General features: G+C 73.8%; 11 protein-coding genes. 2 read left to right on the top strand and 9 right to left on the bottom strand.

Going from position 1 to position 15,686, the window contains the following annotated elements; all coding sequences use genetic code 11:
• Nucleotides 1-75: 75 nt before the first annotated feature.
• The gene (locus tag BI06_RS35380; protein ID WP_043475228.1) at nucleotides 76-1,077 is read right to left on the bottom strand and encodes a hypothetical protein; all 1,002 of its coding nucleotides are present in this window, start codon (nucleotides 1,075-1,077) and stop codon (nucleotides 76-78) included.
• A gap of 339 nt (nucleotides 1,078-1,416) precedes the next feature.
• Here BI06_RS35380 and polX point away from each other — a divergent pair, with 339 nt between their 5' ends.
• A complete protein-coding gene (gene polX / locus BI06_RS35375; protein WP_043475226.1) occupies nucleotides 1,417-3,147 on the top strand; it encodes a DNA polymerase/3'-5' exonuclease PolX in 1,731 nt (576 codons plus the stop codon).
• Nucleotides 3,148-3,479: 332 nt separating this feature from the next.
• Here polX and BI06_RS35370 read toward each other — a convergent pair whose 3' ends face one another.
• Nucleotides 3,480-4,139 (bottom strand): response regulator transcription factor, encoded by a 660-nt coding sequence (locus tag BI06_RS35370; protein ID WP_030397860.1) that lies wholly within the window; start codon nucleotides 4,137-4,139, stop codon nucleotides 3,480-3,482.
• On the bottom strand, nucleotides 4,048-5,733 hold the full coding sequence (locus BI06_RS54865) for a sensor histidine kinase (protein ID WP_255360307.1): 1,686 nt from the start codon (nucleotides 5,731-5,733) through the stop codon (nucleotides 4,048-4,050). Before BI06_RS54865 ends, BI06_RS35370 begins: the two co-directional genes overlap by 92 nt.
• A gap of 513 nt (nucleotides 5,734-6,246) precedes the next feature.
• Between BI06_RS54865 and BI06_RS35360 the strand changes: the two genes are divergently transcribed.
• Nucleotides 6,247-7,041, top strand: coding sequence for a (2Fe-2S)-binding protein (locus BI06_RS35360; protein ID WP_043475223.1), 795 nt, complete (start codon nucleotides 6,247-6,249; stop codon nucleotides 7,039-7,041).
• 69 nt (nucleotides 7,042-7,110) lie between these two features.
• On the opposite strand, the gene BI06_RS35355 is transcribed toward BI06_RS35360, so the two are convergent.
• The 6 genes from BI06_RS35355 to BI06_RS35330 form a co-directional block, all read right to left on the bottom strand.
• The gene (locus BI06_RS35355) at nucleotides 7,111-8,091 is read right to left on the bottom strand and encodes a hypothetical protein (RefSeq protein ID WP_233290417.1); all 981 of its coding nucleotides are present in this window, start codon (nucleotides 8,089-8,091) and stop codon (nucleotides 7,111-7,113) included.
• Nucleotides 8,092-8,348: 257 nt separating this feature from the next.
• Nucleotides 8,349-9,518: a hypothetical protein gene (locus BI06_RS35350; protein WP_051742624.1), complete on the bottom strand. Its 1,170-nt coding sequence runs from the start codon at nucleotides 9,516-9,518 to the stop codon at nucleotides 8,349-8,351.
• A 163-nt stretch (nucleotides 9,519-9,681) separates the two neighbouring features.
• Nucleotides 9,682-11,343 carry an alpha-amylase family glycosyl hydrolase gene (locus BI06_RS35345; protein WP_030397865.1) on the bottom strand — a complete coding sequence of 554 codons (1,662 nt, stop codon included), beginning with the start codon at nucleotides 11,341-11,343 and terminating at the stop codon, nucleotides 9,682-9,684.
• A 247-nt stretch (nucleotides 11,344-11,590) separates the two neighbouring features.
• Entirely contained in the window at nucleotides 11,591-12,217 is a 627-nt protein-coding gene (locus BI06_RS35340; protein ID WP_043475220.1) for a bifunctional 4-hydroxy-2-oxoglutarate aldolase/2-dehydro-3-deoxy-phosphogluconate aldolase, read from the bottom strand.
• A 283-nt stretch (nucleotides 12,218-12,500) separates the two neighbouring features.
• Entirely contained in the window at nucleotides 12,501-14,228 is a 1,728-nt protein-coding gene (locus BI06_RS35335; RefSeq protein WP_043475218.1) for an amidohydrolase family protein, read from the bottom strand.
• Nucleotides 14,228-15,634, bottom strand: a complete 1,407-nt coding sequence (locus BI06_RS35330) for an alanine racemase (RefSeq protein ID WP_233290416.1) — start codon at nucleotides 15,632-15,634, stop codon at nucleotides 14,228-14,230. The genes BI06_RS35335 and BI06_RS35330 overlap by 1 nt, the downstream gene beginning before the upstream one ends.
• Nucleotides 15,635-15,686: the final 52 nt, after the last annotated feature.

Below are 15,686 nucleotides of genomic sequence, written 5' to 3'. Positions count from 1 at the left end.
CCCTTTGCGGTTTCGAACAGGGGCCGCGCACCGCCGCAGGACCGGCCCGCGCCGACCGGGGAGCGGGCCGCCGTCTCAGTCCCGCGCGACAGCCAGCACCAGGACCACGGTGAGCCCGCCGCCCGCCGTCTGCTCCACCCTCAGCCGGCCCCCGGCCGCGCGCACCAGCGCCGAGATCGACGGCCCGACCGGTTCCTGTCCGCCCGCCCCCCGCCGGGGAGCGGTCGCATCCCCCGCGCCCTCCACGGCCCAACCGCTCCCGCCACCACTGCCGGGACCGCCGAACCCGCCGCCCGGTGCCCAGCCGGCGCCCGGGATTCCCGGCTCGCCGTACATCCCGGCCAGCAGCCACTGACGGGCCTCCGGCGACTCCGACGCCCCCCGGTCCACCACCCTCAGCTCGACCCGGGCGGGCTCGGCCGTCCACGCCTCCGACCCGCCGAACGCTCCCCCGGTGAACGCCCCCTTGCCGAGCACTCCCCTGCCGAGGGAGCCCTTCCCGGAAGCCCCCCGGCCGAACACCCCTCCCGGCCCCGCCCCGCCCCGAGCACCCAGCAGGCCGTCGGGACCGGGCAGCGGATCGGCCCGGACCAGCACCCGGGCCCCCGCCGGACTGCGCCGGATCGCGTGATCGACCAGCCCGGCCAGGGCCGCCTCCAGCCGCGGAGAGTCCGCGATCACGACCGGAAGCCCCACCGGAAGCCGAACCGCCACCGTGGCTCCCCGGCCACCGCCCCGCAGTACCCGTCCGACCACCTCGGCCACCTGCACGTGCCTCGCGTCCGGCACACAGCCGGCGGCTCGGTCGATCCAGCGCAACCGCTCCAGTTCGGGCCGCGACAACAGTTGCGGTCCGGCCATGCCGCCGGCCGCGGACCGGCCCGAACTCCCGGCACCCACCGGCCCGATCGGCGCGGCGAGCATCACGCCGTGCCGGTCCGGCTCCGGCCGGCCACCCCCGCCCACGCCCTTGAGCAGCCGCGCGCCCGCCAGCGCCCCGGACCGCCCGAGCGGGCCGAGCCCGCCCAGTGCCCGGGCACCCGACGCGACGTAGCCCCAGAGCTTCCCGCCTGCCATCGTCCTGCCCTTCGTCCATCGCGGACCCGATCCGCCACCCCATGACGGACCGGTGCGGGCCGATTCCCCGGCCCTGCGCCAAGCCTGCGCCCCCGCCGCCCGGGTGACAATCCGGCCCCGGTGCCACACCAGCCGCTGCTACCCCGCCGACCAGCGGGGCCGCCCTCCGGCAACCGGCGGGAGCACCACACCGGCGCGCGTCGGTCCGTACGCGCCCCCTTCCCTGCCACCGACCTCTCTTCGGGCGCCGGCCGCGACTCTCCCCCGCGCTTCTCCCGCGCCCGCCGGCCGGGCTCGCGGCACCCGGCCCGATCCGGCCGGCGAACCTAGACTGACCCCATGGCCCGGCTCAACGACAAGGTCAGGGAGCTGCTGCAGGAGTACGCCGACCTGATCTCGATCACCGGCGGCGACGCCTTCCGCGCCCGCGCCTACGAGAAGGCCGCCCGAGCGGTCGGCGGCCACCCCGCGGACATCGACGGCCTCGACGTGAAGGGGCTCCAGCAGATCCCCGGGGTCGGCAGGTCCACCGCCGAGAAGATCGCCGAGTACCTCGCCGGCGGGCGGATCGAGGCACTGGAGACGCTCCGGGCCGAGATCCCCTCCGGGGTGCGCGCCATGATGTCCGTCCCCGGTGTGGGACCGAAGCGCGCGCTCGCGCTCTACCGTGACCTCGGCATCGCCTCCGTCGACGAACTCGCCGAGGCGATCCGCGCCGACCGGCTCAGCGACGTCCCCGGCCTGGGCGAACGCAGCGGCGAGAAGATCCTGCACGGCATCGAACTGATCCGGCAGTCCGGCGGCCGGACGCTGCTGGACTCCGCCACGGCGCTGGCCGACCGGATCGTCGCGGCACTGGCAGCCGTGCCGGGGTGCACCCGCTGCGCGTACGCGGGCTCGCTGCGCCGGATGCGCGAGACGGTCGGCGACATCGACATCCTGGCCACCGCCGAGGATTCCGCGCCCCTGATGGCCGCGCTCACGGCGCTCCCCTACACGGCCGAGGTGATCGGCACCGGGCCGACCAAGACGTCGATCCGCACCACGGACGGGATCCAGATCGACCTGCGGGTCGTCCCGGAGGAGGACTGGGGCGCGGCCCTGGTCTACTTCACCGGTTCGAAGGCGCACAACATCAAGCTCCGGACGATGGCGGTCCGGGCGGGCCTGAAGCTCTCCGAGTACGGGCTGTTCGACGCCGAGAGCGGCGAGAAGATCGTGTCGGCCGACGAGGACGAGGTGTACGCCGCGCTCGGCCTGCCCTGGGTCGCGCCGCCGTTGCGCGAGGACCGGGGTGAGATCGAGGCGGCCCTGCGCGACGAGCTGCCGGAGCTGGTGACCGAGGCGGACCTCCGCGGCGACCTGCACACCCACACCGATCTCACCGACGGGCTGGCCACCCTGGAGGAGATGATCGACACCGCCGCCGCGCGCGGCTACGCGTACTACGCGGTCACCGACCACGCCCCCGACCTGGTGATGCAGCGGATGACGGACGAGAAGATGCTCGCCCAGCGTGAGCAGCTGCGCGAACTGGCCGGGCGGCACCGGCGGATGCGGCTGCTGCACGGCACCGAGTTGAACATCGGACCGGACGGCACCGTCGACTGGCCGGCCGAGTTCCTGTCCGGCTTCGATGTCTGCGTGGCGTCCGTGCACTCCCACTTCGGCGCGGACCGGGACGCCCAGACGCGTCGGCTGATCCGCGCCTGCGAGAACCCGCACGTGCACATCATCGGCCACCTCACCACCCGCCGGATCGGCCGGCGCGGGCCGATCGACGTCGACCTGGACGCCGTCCTCGCCGCTGCCGCCCGGACCGGGACCGCGATCGAGATCAACAGCTCGCCCCAGCGCCTCGACCTGCGGGACGAGGACGTGCTCCGGGCCAAGCGCCACGGCGTGAAGTTCTCGATCGACAGCGACGCCCACGCCACCCCCCACCTCGCCTACCCCAGGTACGGGATCGGCACCGCCCAACGCGCGTGGCTCACCGCCGAGGACGTGATCAACACCTGGCCGTGGCAACGCCTCAAGCGGTTCCTCCGCAAGGACGCGCTCCGTACCTGAGTGTCCGATCCGGGGTGGTGCGACCAGGGTCAGAAAATTGTCCGATTTGTGGGAAATTTTTCCGGATACCCCTGGTGCGGCGGTCACCCGAGGCGCATCATGGTGATGGACCTGCGAGGTAGCCGCGGAGGTTCGACCGCAGGAGGCAGTGGCGACAGATCGAGACGGATCAGGGTCTGCCGCTGGTACCTCGGTCGACGATCGAACTATTTGGCCGGAGGACGGGACGTCCGGAGGCCACCCCCACCTCGCAGGTTCCCCATGTCCGGCCGGACCCCTCACCGGCCGGACATCCCACGTCGACCCGCCGGTGCCCCGGCGCCGGTTCCGCGCTACGACGCGGTCGGCACCGCATACCCCATCTCCCACGCGTGCACGGCGATGCCCACCCGGTTCTGCACGCCCAGCTTGCGCTGGATGCTCGCCACGTGCGTCTTCACCGTGCCGGGGGAGATGAAGAGTTCGGCGGCGATGTCGGCATTGGTCCGACCGGCGGCCACCTGGCCGGCGATCTCCACCTCTCGTTCGGTCAACGGCGCCGCGGGAGCCGATCGGCGGTCCACCCTCCGGGGTGCGGTCACATGCTGGAGCAACCGCACGGTGACCGCCGGGCTGATCAGGCTCTCCCCTCCTGCCGCCGCCCGGACCGCCTCGGCGAGCAGGGCCGGACCGGACCGCTTCAGCAGGAATCCGGAAGCCCCGTGCCTCAGCGCCGGATAGACGTACTCGTCCAGGTCGAAGGTGGTCAGCACCACCACGCGCACGGGCGTGACCGCCCCCGGACCGGCCAGGCGCCTGGTGAGCTCCAGACCGTCCATCCTGGGCATCCGGATGTCCACGAGCGCGACGTCCGGGCGCAGCTCCGCCGCGAGTTCGAGCGCGGCGACCCCGTCGGCCGCCTCACCGACCACGGTGATGTCGTCCTGGGCCTCCAGGATCCGCCGCACGCTCCGGCGGACGGCTTCCTGGTCGTCCGCGATCAGGGTACGGATGGGATCCGGATTCGGACTCGTCACGCATGGAAGTCTCGCACGGCCGGACTCGGTCGGGCGCGGCCCCCTTGTCGGCCTGACGGTCGGTCGCGGTGGGACCGGTGGGGACCGGGGTGGATGCGGCAGCCATGGCAGGCCCTTCTTCTGACGCGGGGTACGGTCGATCACGACTACGAGCATCGCCGCTCACCGAGCCGCTGCCATCTGCCGATCGGCATACTTCTGCGGCCGATTTCGCTCCGCACCCCTGCCGTTCGGCCTGGTGGACCGGCAGTTCGCAGCTCGTCCGCCAGCCCGTCGGACGCAGCGGAGCGGGCTCCAGCGGTCCTGACTCCAGCGTTCCGCCGTGGCGGGCGAGGCGTTCGGCGAGCGCCGGCAGACCGGTCCCGCCGTTGTCCCGGAGGCGGCGCAGCCCACGGATGCCGCCCGGCACCCTGCCGTCGTTGCTCGCCGACACCCGTACAACCGCGACCGTTCCGTCCGCGGCCGCACGGGCCTCCACCCGGACCAACGCCTCCGCGGCACCCGGAGCGTGCCTTCGCACATTCGTCAGCGCCTCCAGCACGACCGCGTACGCGGCGCCCTCCGCCTCCGCAGACAGCAGCCCCGTGACCTCCCGCGCCGCCTCGAGCCGGGCCCGGGTGGGACCGGTCCGGTCGAAACGGCCCACCAGCTCCGGCAGATCGGCCAGCCCGTACACCCGGGTCGCGCCGGTCGCGCCTGGCGGGTCTGCCCCGCCGTCCCCGCCGCCGTCCCCACTGTCCTCGCCGCCTTCGTGCGGCTCCCGCAGCGCCCCCACCATCGCGTCCATCGAGTCCAGCGCGCGCAGCCCCGCCTCCTCCAGCCGTCGCAGCAGCGCCGCCGTCTCCTCCGCTCCATGATCGCCCGGCAGTTGACCGGCCTGGGCCTCCAGCACGATGCCGGTGATCTCGTGCGCCACGAAGTCGTGCAACCCACGCGCCACCTCCAGACGCTGTTCGCGCCGCGCCTTCGCCACCGCGCGCTCGCGCCGCGCGTCCAGCACTCGCAGATACACACTCGCGCCGACCACAGCCGCCAGCGGCACCCCCGAGGTCAGGACGGCCAGCACGGAGGCGGTCCCACCACCGTTCGGGGTCCGGACGGTGAAACGCAGGGGCACAGCCACCACCGCCGTGGCCACCAGGGCACCCACCGGCCCGGCCCACCGCCCCCGGGCCCGCCGGACCACCCGGCCCGCCAGCATCAGCAGGGCCGCCCACTCGAACGGCAGCCAGAAGGCCGGCAGTCGGTACGGGCCGGGGTAGACCAGGTCGAGCAGCAGCGAGGCCGCGGCCATCCAGCCCACCGCACCGGCGAGCGTCACCCGCCCTCGCGGCCACGGCACCGCGGCCACCAGCACCGCCACCGCGGCCATGGCGGCCAACAGAAGCGCGGCGGCACGCTGGCCCGGATGCGCCAGCAGGACGGGCGCGAGCACGAACAGCGCGGCCACCACCCCCACCGGCCCTCGGAGCGCCGTGCGACGACTCGCACCGCGGCGGGACGCGGGAACGGCTCTGGCGGGAGCGGTGGACCGGCCGTGGGCCGCGTCCACCGAGGAATCGGCGGGCATACGTCCGAGCCTAAGGTCGCGGCTGCCGACCGACGGTCGGCCCCGAGCCGGGCCAACTCCTCCCGACGAGAGCCGAATCCACCACAAGCAAGGTCAAACTCGCTCGTCCGAGGGAGGTACGAGCTCCGGAAAGGGGGGATGTCAGTCCGTGACCGAACAGAGAGCCGGACGGGCTCGAACAGGACTCAGGAGAGGACGCTCCCATGCGCTTCCGCATCATCGCCACGACCGCCACGGCCACCCCGGCCGACTCCTACGGGCCTTCGGGGTGCCCGTCCGGGACCACCGGGGCGCGGTACCGTTCTTCGGGACCTGCACCGGTACCTCCTCGGCCGTCGCACCGGACCGAACCGCCGCCGCGCACCGGTGCCACCACCATTCGCTCCAACTCGCCGCACGGATCCGGAGAACCAACCCGATGCCCACCCGCAACCGTCCGTCCCCCGGCCCCGTGCGGGCACGCCTCGCCCCGTCCCCCGCCGCCGGCCGCACCGCGACGACGGCCTGTCGCCGATGAGCGTCGCATCCGGCCTCGGACGGCTCGCCGGCGTCGGCCCGTACTTCGCGCTGGACACGGCCGAGACACCCGGGCAGGGCCCGCCGCCGGGCTTCCGACCGCTGCGGGAGTTCTACGCCCCGGGCCAGGGCAGCCTGTTGGCGGGCCGGGTTCGGGAGGTCGGTCGGAGGCTCGGCACGACCGAAGCACGGGTCGCGGCCTCGATCCTGCACCTGGGCCTGGCCTCCAGGTTCTGCTCGGTGGGCCTCGGCGCCGCCGTGCTGCTCGGCGAAGTGCCCGACCTGACTCCCGATGAAGCGTGGGTCCGCATCCCCGAACAGGGGCCGATCGACCTCTGGGCGCCCTACCCGCCCACGTCGACGACAGGGCCCACCTCGGAGGACGCGGGCAGGTCGGCCGATCCGGCTGAGCTCGCCGACCGGTTCCGCCGGACCGTCGTCGAGGGTCAGCTGACGGAGCTTGCGGCAGCCGTCCGCTCCACGGTCCCGCTCTCCGAGGGGCTGCTGCGGGGGAACGCGGCCTCGGCCCTGGCCGGTGCCCTGCGCATGCTGGAGGCCCACATCGCGCAGGCGGCCCGCGACGGAGCCTCCGCGGATCCGGGTCTGGCCCGGCTCCTGGTCGCCCGCTCGCTCGACCACCCGCCTCTGGCCGGCACCGGAACCCTGACCGTCGGCGGCGCTCGGAGCGGCACCGGGTTCCGACGCACCAGCTGTTGCCTCTACTACCGGATCGGTCCGCAGGCGGGCGTCTGCGGTGACTGCTGCTTCACCCGTCCACCCAGCCGCCCCTGAGCAGGAAGGAGCCCACGAGAGGGCCGCAGGCCCGGCCCGCCCGGCGGCCCCACGCGCAGTCCCGGCGCCCTACCGCTCCAGCGTCGCGGCCAGCAGGTTGGGATCGCTCCTCGAGTAGAAGGCCGCACTCGGCACGTACACCCGGTCGCCCCGGATCCCGACCGAGGTCGGGTTGGAGAGACCGTCCGAGGCATCGAGAACGGTGTGCCGAGTACCGTCACCACGGAGGTAGACGGCCTCGCTGGAGGTGTTGAGCGCCGCAATCAGCTCGTCACCGACCCCGACGAAGGCGAAGTCGTCGAGCCCTGCGAGCCCGTCGGCGCGGACCTCGACCGGGCCGGCGGAGCCGTCCGGACCGATCGGGATTCGCAGTAGCGAGCCGGTGTCGGTGTTGCCGACCCAAACCGCGCCGCGGTGCACCTTCAGGCCGTTGGCACCGAAAGCGACGGTGGGCTTGAGGCGGGCATCGTCGGACCAGACCACCGGAGCGCCGCCGGCCGTCGGCACGACCCGGACCAGGCCGAGCGCCGAGTCGGCGGAGTACAGCACGCCGGCGCGCTCGTCCAGCGCGAGGCCGTTGGGCAGGCTGTTCGCGGGGAGGGCGGCGATGCGCTCCGGCTCACCGCCGGGGCAGAGCCTCCAGATCCCGGCGAGGTCCTCGGTACCGGTGGCATAAGCGAAGTACAGCGTGCCGTCGTGGGCGCGGGCCAGGCCCGACACGGCCGCGGCGCCGATGACCGGGGTCGCGGGGTGTGCGGGAACGGGCATGCCGGCAAGGACGGTGAGCCGCCCGGCGCGGTCGAGGTGGACGACCTGGCGGGCGAAGGAGAGGGTGAGGTCCACGGAGCCGTCGGGTTCGACGGCGATGTTCTCGGGCTGGCGGCCCTGGGACAGATCGAAGTGGGCGACGATCCGGGGCTGCGAGAGCGGTGGCGCGACGGCGACGGCCGGGGTCGCGGCGAGCAGCGCCAAGGCGATGGCGGTGGCCGGCACCGCTGCCAGCACCCGGTCGGCAAGAGCGCTACGGGCAGGTCGGAAGGGGCGAGGCACGGTGGTACTCCTCGGGGACGGCGAACGGACGGGGCGACGTCCCCCGTCGGCAGAGCACGCCCGATCCTGCCATCCGGGAGGCAGCGGGCTGTGCCGCCACGCAGATCACCCGATCCACCACGCCGGGGCGGCGGCGCGCGTTCCGCCGGCCGGGGCCCGCAACCGGCTTGTCCAGGGCCGGTCGCGGGCCACCTGTCCCCACCCGGAGTCGATGCCCCTCGCACCGGGTGAAGTTCTCCCACCGAGTTGACGGACAATCAGATCGCGACCGCCGACTCCTCCATCTCCTCCTCGACACCGGGCCCCTCTCCGGGCGACGAGTCGGCAGCGCGCGCCACACCGGCCGCCCCGGCCGACCCGGCTGAGCCGACCCACCCGGCCGTACCGCCGCCACCTTCGGCAGCCCCCGCGCCGACCGCACTCGACGCCACGGCCCGGCCGCGCCGTTCGTACCGCGCGGCTCCGACCACGAGCACACCGGCGGCCGCCAACCACAGCACCAACGTCAGGAGATGACCGCCGAAGCCGGCACCGCCATCGAAGTACAGCAGACTGCGGGCGCCCTCCAGGAAGCCCGCACCGGCCCAGAAGGAGTGCAGCCCGGCGAAGAAGCCGTTCTGGAGCTCCGGCCGGTACACACCGCCGGAACTGGTGAAGTTCAGCATCACGAACAGCACCATCATCGCCAGCGTGGTCCACCGCTTGAGGAAGGTGTGGAGACCGATGCCGATCCCGATCACCCCGGCCGAGTAGAGCCAGCCCAGCGCCCAGATCCCGGCCAGGTCGTGGTCCACCACATGGAAGACCGGCCCTGCGGTGAGAATTCCGATCACGCTCACCGCCAAGGACACACCCACCCCGACCAGCACCCGGATCCGCATGGCCAGCGCCGCACCCGCCGCGCCGATCACCGCGACGCTGCCGTAGGAACCGATGCTGAGCGCGACCAGCAGGAAGAACAGGCCCTGACCGGTGGGATCGCCCTCGCTCGGGGTGGTGAGGTCCGTGACGGCCAGGGGGACGCCCTGCTGTGCGGTCACGCGCTGGAAGACCTTCTCGGCCGCCATCGCCGAGGTGTCCGAGTTGGCCTTGGCGACCAGGAGTTCGGGGTGGCTGGCGTCGGGGAGGAAGGCGCCGACCAGGTCCCGGTCCAGCAGTCCCTGTTCGGCGGCGGCCCGGTCCGGCAGCGTGCTCACGTCCAGCGCGTCTCCCGCCCCGCTCTGCACCGCTCCGGCCAGCGCCCGCGCCTCCGGGGTGACGCCGACAACGGCGACCTTCAGATGGTGCGGCTCGGGCTGGTGGAAGGCGCCCTGGTACGCGAGCGCCATGCCGAGGCACATCAGCAGCGGGGTGAGCAGGTGGAACGCCAGATGCTTGAGCGAGTGCCCCACGGCGGGCGCTGCGGCTGTGGTCCGGGGTGTGCTCATGAAGTTCGGTCCGTCCTACGGCGGTCGCCAGTGAAAGGTGGGCATGAAAGATGGTAAATGCAACCATCTGGATGCAGTGTACAACCACTTCGGGGGCGGGCCGAAGCCCGCCCCCGATCAGCCCACGCCTCGCAGGGCTGCGGCGTCGGCAGCGCCGGGACCGTCACCCCAGGTCGAAGACCCCGTACGAGAAGCCGTCCGCCCGCAGCTCACCCGCCGCTCCGATCCGCACACCCTGGGCCTCCAGCGGGGTGACCCCGCCAGCCCGGCCCGCCCTGCCCACCCGGTCGGCCCCACCGGACACGTCGGATGCACCGGACGCACCGACACCGTCCAGCAGCCCGTCGAGCGGGAGAACCGCCGGTTCCCGCCGCGGGTTGATCACCACCAGGTACCGCCCGGCCCGGGTGTACACCAGCGGGTACCCGGCGTGCCGTACCTCCAGCGAGCCCCGCGCCCCCAGCCCCGGGTGCTTGCGGCGCAGTGCGATCAGCCGCCGCACGGTGTGCAGCAGCGAGGTCGGGTCGGCCCGTTGGCCGGCGACATCCGGCCTGCGCGGGTCCGGATCCACCGGGAGGTAGAGCCGCTCCGCCGGGGCGGCCGAGAAGCCCGCGTTCGGACCGGGTGCCCACTGCATCGGCGTGCGCGAGCCGGCCCGGTTGTACGTCGGGCCGAGCACGCTGCCCTCGACGTCGGGGAGGTCCGGCACATAGCGCATGCCGATCTCGTCGCCGTAGTACACCGCGGGCAGCGTGGGCCAGGTCAGCACCAGGGCGAAGGCCGGGGCGAGTTGCTCGGCGGTGCGCGGACCGGTCGCCAGCCGGGAGAAGTCGTGATTGGCGGTGGGGAGGGCGATGTGCCCGGCGCCCTCGGTCAGTTGCGACGCCGAGCGCCAGGCGTCCAGGAACACCTGGGGCGTGCCGCGCCCCTCGGCCTCGAAGTAGCACGGGCCCTGCTTCCAGAACTCCTCCACCGTCCCGGCGTTGTTGTTCCAGAGCGAGCGCAGCGGCAGTCCGTGGTCCGTGCCGCCGAACTGGAGCAGGAAGTCCGCGTGGAAGCCCGCGGCGACGGCGGCTGCCGGGTCGCCCCATTCGGCGAACAGCGCGGCCTGCGGGTGGTCGCGGTCGAGCCAGTCGCGCAGTTCGGTCCAGAGCTTGCCCGTCTCGGCGAAGCCCGGGTCGTCCTTGACCAGGGAGGACGCCATGTCGACCCGGAAGCCGGCCAGCCCCAGGTCCAGCCAGTGCGCCATGATCCCGCGCAACGCGGCGCGGTTGGCCCGGGGGCCCTCGGCGTCGACGGGCTGGCGCCAGGGCTGTTCCGGATCCTCGCGCCCGTAGCCGAAGTTGAGTGCGGGCTGGCACTCGAAGAAGTTCGGCCGGTACCACCCGGCCCGGCCGCCCGGGGAGGCGACGAAGCCGTCCACCGGCCGGTCGGACCAGATGTAGCGGTGGTCGGACGGATCCTCGGCCGAGGCCCGGAACCAGGGGTGCTGGTCGGAGGTGTGGCCGGCGACCAGGTCCAGCAGGATCCGGATGCCCTTGCGGCGCGCCGCCTCGACCAGTGCGGCGAGGTCGTCGGCCGTGCCGTAGCGCGGGGCGGGTGCGAGGTAGTCGGTGACGTCGTAACCCGCGTCACGGAAGGGCGAGGCGAAGCACGGGTTCAGCCAGACCGTGTCCACGCCCAGCCAGGCGAGGTGGTCGAGGTGCTCGGTGATGCCCGCGAAGTCGCCGATGCCGTCGCCGTCGGAGTCGGCGAAGGTCTGGGGGTAGATCTGGTACAGCACGGCGTCGGTCAGCCAGTCGGGGCCGGGGCGGGTCGAGGTCATGGGTGGGATCCTCCTGCCGGGTGCCGGGGGGCTACCGATTCTCGTCGAATCCCCGTCGCCCCAACAGTCCGGCTCGGCCACTCCCGGACCGGCGCGGGACTCCTGGAAGGAGCCCCCGCCCATGCCGCGCGCCCTCCCGAGCCCCTCCCACTCCTTCGCGCCCCACGATCGACGCCCGCCGTGCGGGGCATGCCGCCCCGCAGGGCGTCGCAACATCGGCCACGGTGCTCGCCCCCGCTCGCCCCCGTTACCGGAGCGCGCAGGCCTCCGTGAACGCCCGGGCCCGACGGGTGATCTCCGTCCAGTCCCCGGCCGCGACGACCTCCGGCGGCACCACGTCCGTCCCGGCACAGACGGCGAGTGCCCCGTGCGCCAGGAACTCCGCCGCGTTGCCCGCGTTGACACCGCCGGAGGCGACCAGCGGGACATCGGGGTACGGGCCCCGCAGATCCTTGAAGTAGCCGGGGCCGAACGCCCGGGCCGGGAAGATCTTCACCGCCGCGGCACCGAGATCCACCGCCTGGGCCACCTCGGTCGCGGTGAGGGCGCCGAGGATCACCGGGACTCCCGCCGCGTGCGCGGCATCCGCCACCTCGGGTCGCAAACCGGGCGTGACCAGGAAGGACGCCCCGGCAGCGAGCCCCTGCTCGGCCTGCTGGGCGGTGAGCACCGTCCCGACCCCGACCCGGTGGCCGGCCTGTGCCGCCCGGTGCAGGTGGGTTGTCACATCGGGTGTGGTGAAGGTGAATTCGGTCCAGGTGATTCCGCCCTCGGCGAGCGCGGCGCAGAGTGCGGCGGCGTCCGGTATCCGTGGCGCACGGACGACCGCGACCACCGGCGAGGCGGCGAGCGCGGCCCGCGCCGCTGCCGCCATGGCGGCAGCGGAGGGCGTGCGGCTCCCGGAGCCCGGGCTCCCGGCGCTCGGACCCGCCGACTCCCGATCCACGAAACCCTCTTCGACCGGCCTCGGACCGACTGAACTCGAATTCACGGCGTTCGCTTCCATTCCACTCGGATTCGCTTGGCACCCTGATTCACCAGGCACCCTGATCTACGGGAACCGGCCCCACCGCCACCGCCCCCACCGACGCCGGCCCCACCGCCACACCTGCACCCGCACCCGCACCCGCCGGGCTCGGCTCCCCAGCACGCGGCCGTCATACCGCCTCCGCCCCGCGCCCCGTCCGGCGCAGCGCCCGACCGGGCCGCGCGCCCGTGGTGCGGCCCTGCTCCACCACGGCCATGCCGTTCACATAGACGTGTTCCACACCGACTGCGGGCCGCCTCGGCTGCTCGAACGTCGCGCCGTCCTGGACCTTTTCGGGGTCGAAGAGGACCAGGTCGGCATGGAAACCGGGGGCGATCCGCCCACGCCGGTGCAGCCGCAACCGGGCCGCGGGCCGACCGGTCATCCGGGCGACCGCCTCCTCCAGTGTGAGCACGCCGGAGTCGCGGACGTACCGGGCCAGGTAGCGGGGGAAGGTGCCCCAGGCCCGCGGGTGCGGGCGGGCGCCGACCAACAGCCCGTCGCTGCCGACGGTGTGCACGCGGTGGCGCATGATCGCCCGGACGTTCGCCTCGTGGCCGACGTGCTGGAGGATAGTGGTGGCCAACTCGTCCCGGAGCAGCAGGTCGAGGAAGACCTCCGTGCCGCTCCGGCCCTGCTCGGCGGCGAGTTCGGCGACGGTCCGGCCGACCGCGTCGGCGAGTTCGGGGGCCCGGACGCCGGAGAGCTGGATGGTGCTCCAGTCGGTGACCACACCGTGGCAGCCGTCGCTGCCCTTCTCCTCCACCTCGTACCGGATCCGCTCGCGCGCGGCGGGGTCGCCGAGCCGCGCCAGGGTGGCCTGCGGTCCGCCCTCGGTGGCCCAACTGGGCAGCAGGGCGGCCAGGGTGGTGGATCCGGGCAGGTAGGGGTAACTGTCCAGGGTGAGGTCCACACCGTCGTCGAGGGCCCGGTCGAGCAGGGCCAGCAGTTCTCCGGCGCGGCCCTCGTTGACACCGAAGTTCATGGTGGCGTGGGTGAGGTGGAGCGGGCAGCCGGACCGCCGGGCGATCTCGACCATCTCCGCGTATCCCTCCAACGCCCCGGCCCCGTAGGAGCGTTGGTGGGGGGCGTGGAATCCTCCGAAGCCGGCGACGACCCGGCAGAGTTCGACCAGTTCGGCGGTTCCGGCGTACATCCCGGGGGTGTACGTCAGGCCGCTCGACATCCCGACCGCGCCTTCGACCAGCCCCTGCGCCAACAGCTCGCGCATCCGGTCGAGTTCGGCGGCGCTCGGGGCCCGGTTCTCCCAGCCCATGGCGAGCATGCGCAGCGAGCCGTGCGGCACCAGGTAGCAGGCGTTGACGGCGGGGCCGGTCCGGTCCAGCCGGTCCAGATAGCCGCCGACGGTGCGCCAGTCCCAGTCCAGGTCGTCCGGGTCGCCGTTCCAGCCGGCGATCTGGCGGCGGAGCGCGGGCAGGGTGGTGTCGTCGACCGGCGCGTAGGAGAGGCCGTCCTGGCCGAGGACCTCGCAGGTCACGCCCTGGGTGACCTTGGCCGGGTGCTCCGGTTCGCGGAGCAGCGCGAGGTCGGAGTGGGCGTGCATGTCGATGAACCCGGGCGCCAGGACCAGCCCGTCCGCGTCGACCGTCCGCGCCGCGCCCGCACCCGACCGGCCCACGCCACCGGCACCCGACCGGCCCGCACCCGCACCCGCACCCGCACCCGCACCCGCACCCGACGCCACCGTCCTACCCGACGCCACCGTCCCGCCCGGCGCCCCGACCTCGACGATCACCCCGCCGGCGATCCGGACGTCCGCCCGGAACCGTCCCGCTCCCGTGCCGTCCACCACCGTGGCACCACGGAACAGCACGCTCCCACCGGCCCTGGCGCTCATCAGAAGAACGTCCTGACCAGCCCGGTCACCTTCGGCTCGGCCGCCGAGGCATCGTCCAGCACCGGGATCAGCGTCCACTTGTCGAAGGCGGTGCACGGGTGCGAGATGCCCAGCCGCAGCACCGCGCCGACCGGCGCGAGGTCGCCCGCGTCCCTGAGGAACGCGTGCTGGTCGTTGAGCGCGGTGATCCGCGCCGCCGTGCCCGTCAACTCCGCCCCGCCCCGCACCAGATGCGGTTCCGGAAGGCCCTCGTCGAACGGCAGGTCGCGCTTGCCCGCGTCCAGCAGCGCCAACTGCGGCTCCGGCCGGGAGACCACTCGGGCCCACCCGTGCAGCGCCCCGCGCAGTGCCCGGCCACCACCGGCCCCCGGCTCCGCCGCGCCCCGGGCGAGCGGCGAGATCCCCCGGTAGAAGCCGTCGTCGTGCGCGAGGTACGCACCCGAGCGCAGCACCACGAAGGCCTCCGGCAGCGCAGCCAACTCCTCGGCGACCAGGTCGAAGTAGGCACTGCCACCGGCCGTGACCACGGGCGCGGCGTCCTCGGCGTACCGACCGGCCAGCCGCCCGTGCAGCTCGGCCAGCGACCGCAGGTACCCGCGCACGGTACCGAGCCCGCCCTCGCTCGCGTCGTGCGCCAACGCACCCTCGTACCCGCCGATGCCGGCCAGCCGGAGGGTCGGCGCACGGCGGACGGCATCCGCGATCTCCACCGCCCCGTCGACGGTGCGCGCGCCGGTGCGGCCGCCGGGGCCGCCGAGTTCGACCAGTACCTCGACCCGACGCTCGGCACCGGCCGCGCGCAGTGCCTCGTCCATCAGCCGGACGCTCTCCACCGAGTCGACCCAGCAGGTGAAGGCGAAGTCGGCGTCGGCGGCGAGCTCGCCCGCCAGCCAGCGCAGGCCGGCCGGGTCGAGCAGGGAGTTGGCGAGCAGCAGCCGGCGCACACCGAAGGCGCGGGCGACCCGGAGCTGCGGCAGGTTGGCGAGGGTGATGCCGTGGCTGCCCGCGTCCAGCTGCGCCTTCCAGAGCGCGGGGGCCATGGTGGTCTTGCCGTGCGGAGCGAGCGCCATGCCGGCGTCCGCGCACCAGCGGGCCATGGTGCGCAGGTTGTGGTCGAGCGCGCCCTCGTCGAGCGTGAGCAGCGGGGTGCCGAGGTCGGACAGGGTGGGTCCGGTGGCCAGGTACTGGCGGACGGTCAGGCCGTCGGCGGCCGACGGCAGCGCCTTGAACCGCCAGTCGAGCACCTCCTCGGCGAGTGCCGCCACCGCACCCGCGTCGATGCCCGAACCGCCACCGCCGGGCTCACCACCGAGCCCACCATCGGGCCCACCGCTGCCGCTGCCACCACTACCGCCGCTGCCACTTCCGCCGCCGTCGCTGCCACTGCTCGCGAAGGTCTGGTCCACCGTCTTCCTCCATCTGCCATGTTGCAACATGTGCAATGAGGGTTGCACATGC

The sequence above is a fragment of the Kitasatospora sp. MBT66 genome (assembly GCF_000710405.2).
Taxonomy (GTDB): domain Bacteria; phylum Actinomycetota; class Actinomycetes; order Streptomycetales; family Streptomycetaceae; genus Kitasatospora; species Kitasatospora purpeofusca.
This window is presented reverse-complemented; position numbering and strand designations above follow the sequence as displayed.

Excerpts from the sequence above, each read along its gene's own strand:
- BI06_RS35380 (WP_043475228.1), bottom strand. The coding sequence starts at position 1,077 with ATGGCAGGCGGGAAGCTCTGGGGCTACGTCGCGTCGGGTGCCCGGGCA.
- polX (WP_043475226.1), top strand. The coding sequence starts at position 1,417 with ATGGCCCGGCTCAACGACAAGGTCAGGGAGCTGCTGCAGGAGTACGCC.
- BI06_RS54865 (WP_255360307.1), bottom strand. The coding sequence starts at position 5,733 with ATGCCCGCCGATTCCTCGGTGGACGCGGCCCACGGCCGGTCCACCGCT.
- BI06_RS35360 (WP_043475223.1), top strand. The coding sequence starts at position 6,247 with ATGAGCGTCGCATCCGGCCTCGGACGGCTCGCCGGCGTCGGCCCGTAC.
- BI06_RS35350 (WP_051742624.1), bottom strand. The coding sequence starts at position 9,518 with ATGAGCACACCCCGGACCACAGCCGCAGCGCCCGCCGTGGGGCACTCG.
- BI06_RS35345 (WP_030397865.1), bottom strand. The coding sequence starts at position 11,343 with ATGACCTCGACCCGCCCCGGCCCCGACTGGCTGACCGACGCCGTGCTG.
- BI06_RS35340 (WP_043475220.1), bottom strand. The coding sequence starts at position 12,217 with ATGGCGGCAGCGGCGCGGGCCGCGCTCGCCGCCTCGCCGGTGGTCGCG.
- BI06_RS35335 (WP_043475218.1), bottom strand. The coding sequence starts at position 14,228 with ATGAGCGCCAGGGCCGGTGGGAGCGTGCTGTTCCGTGGTGCCACGGTG.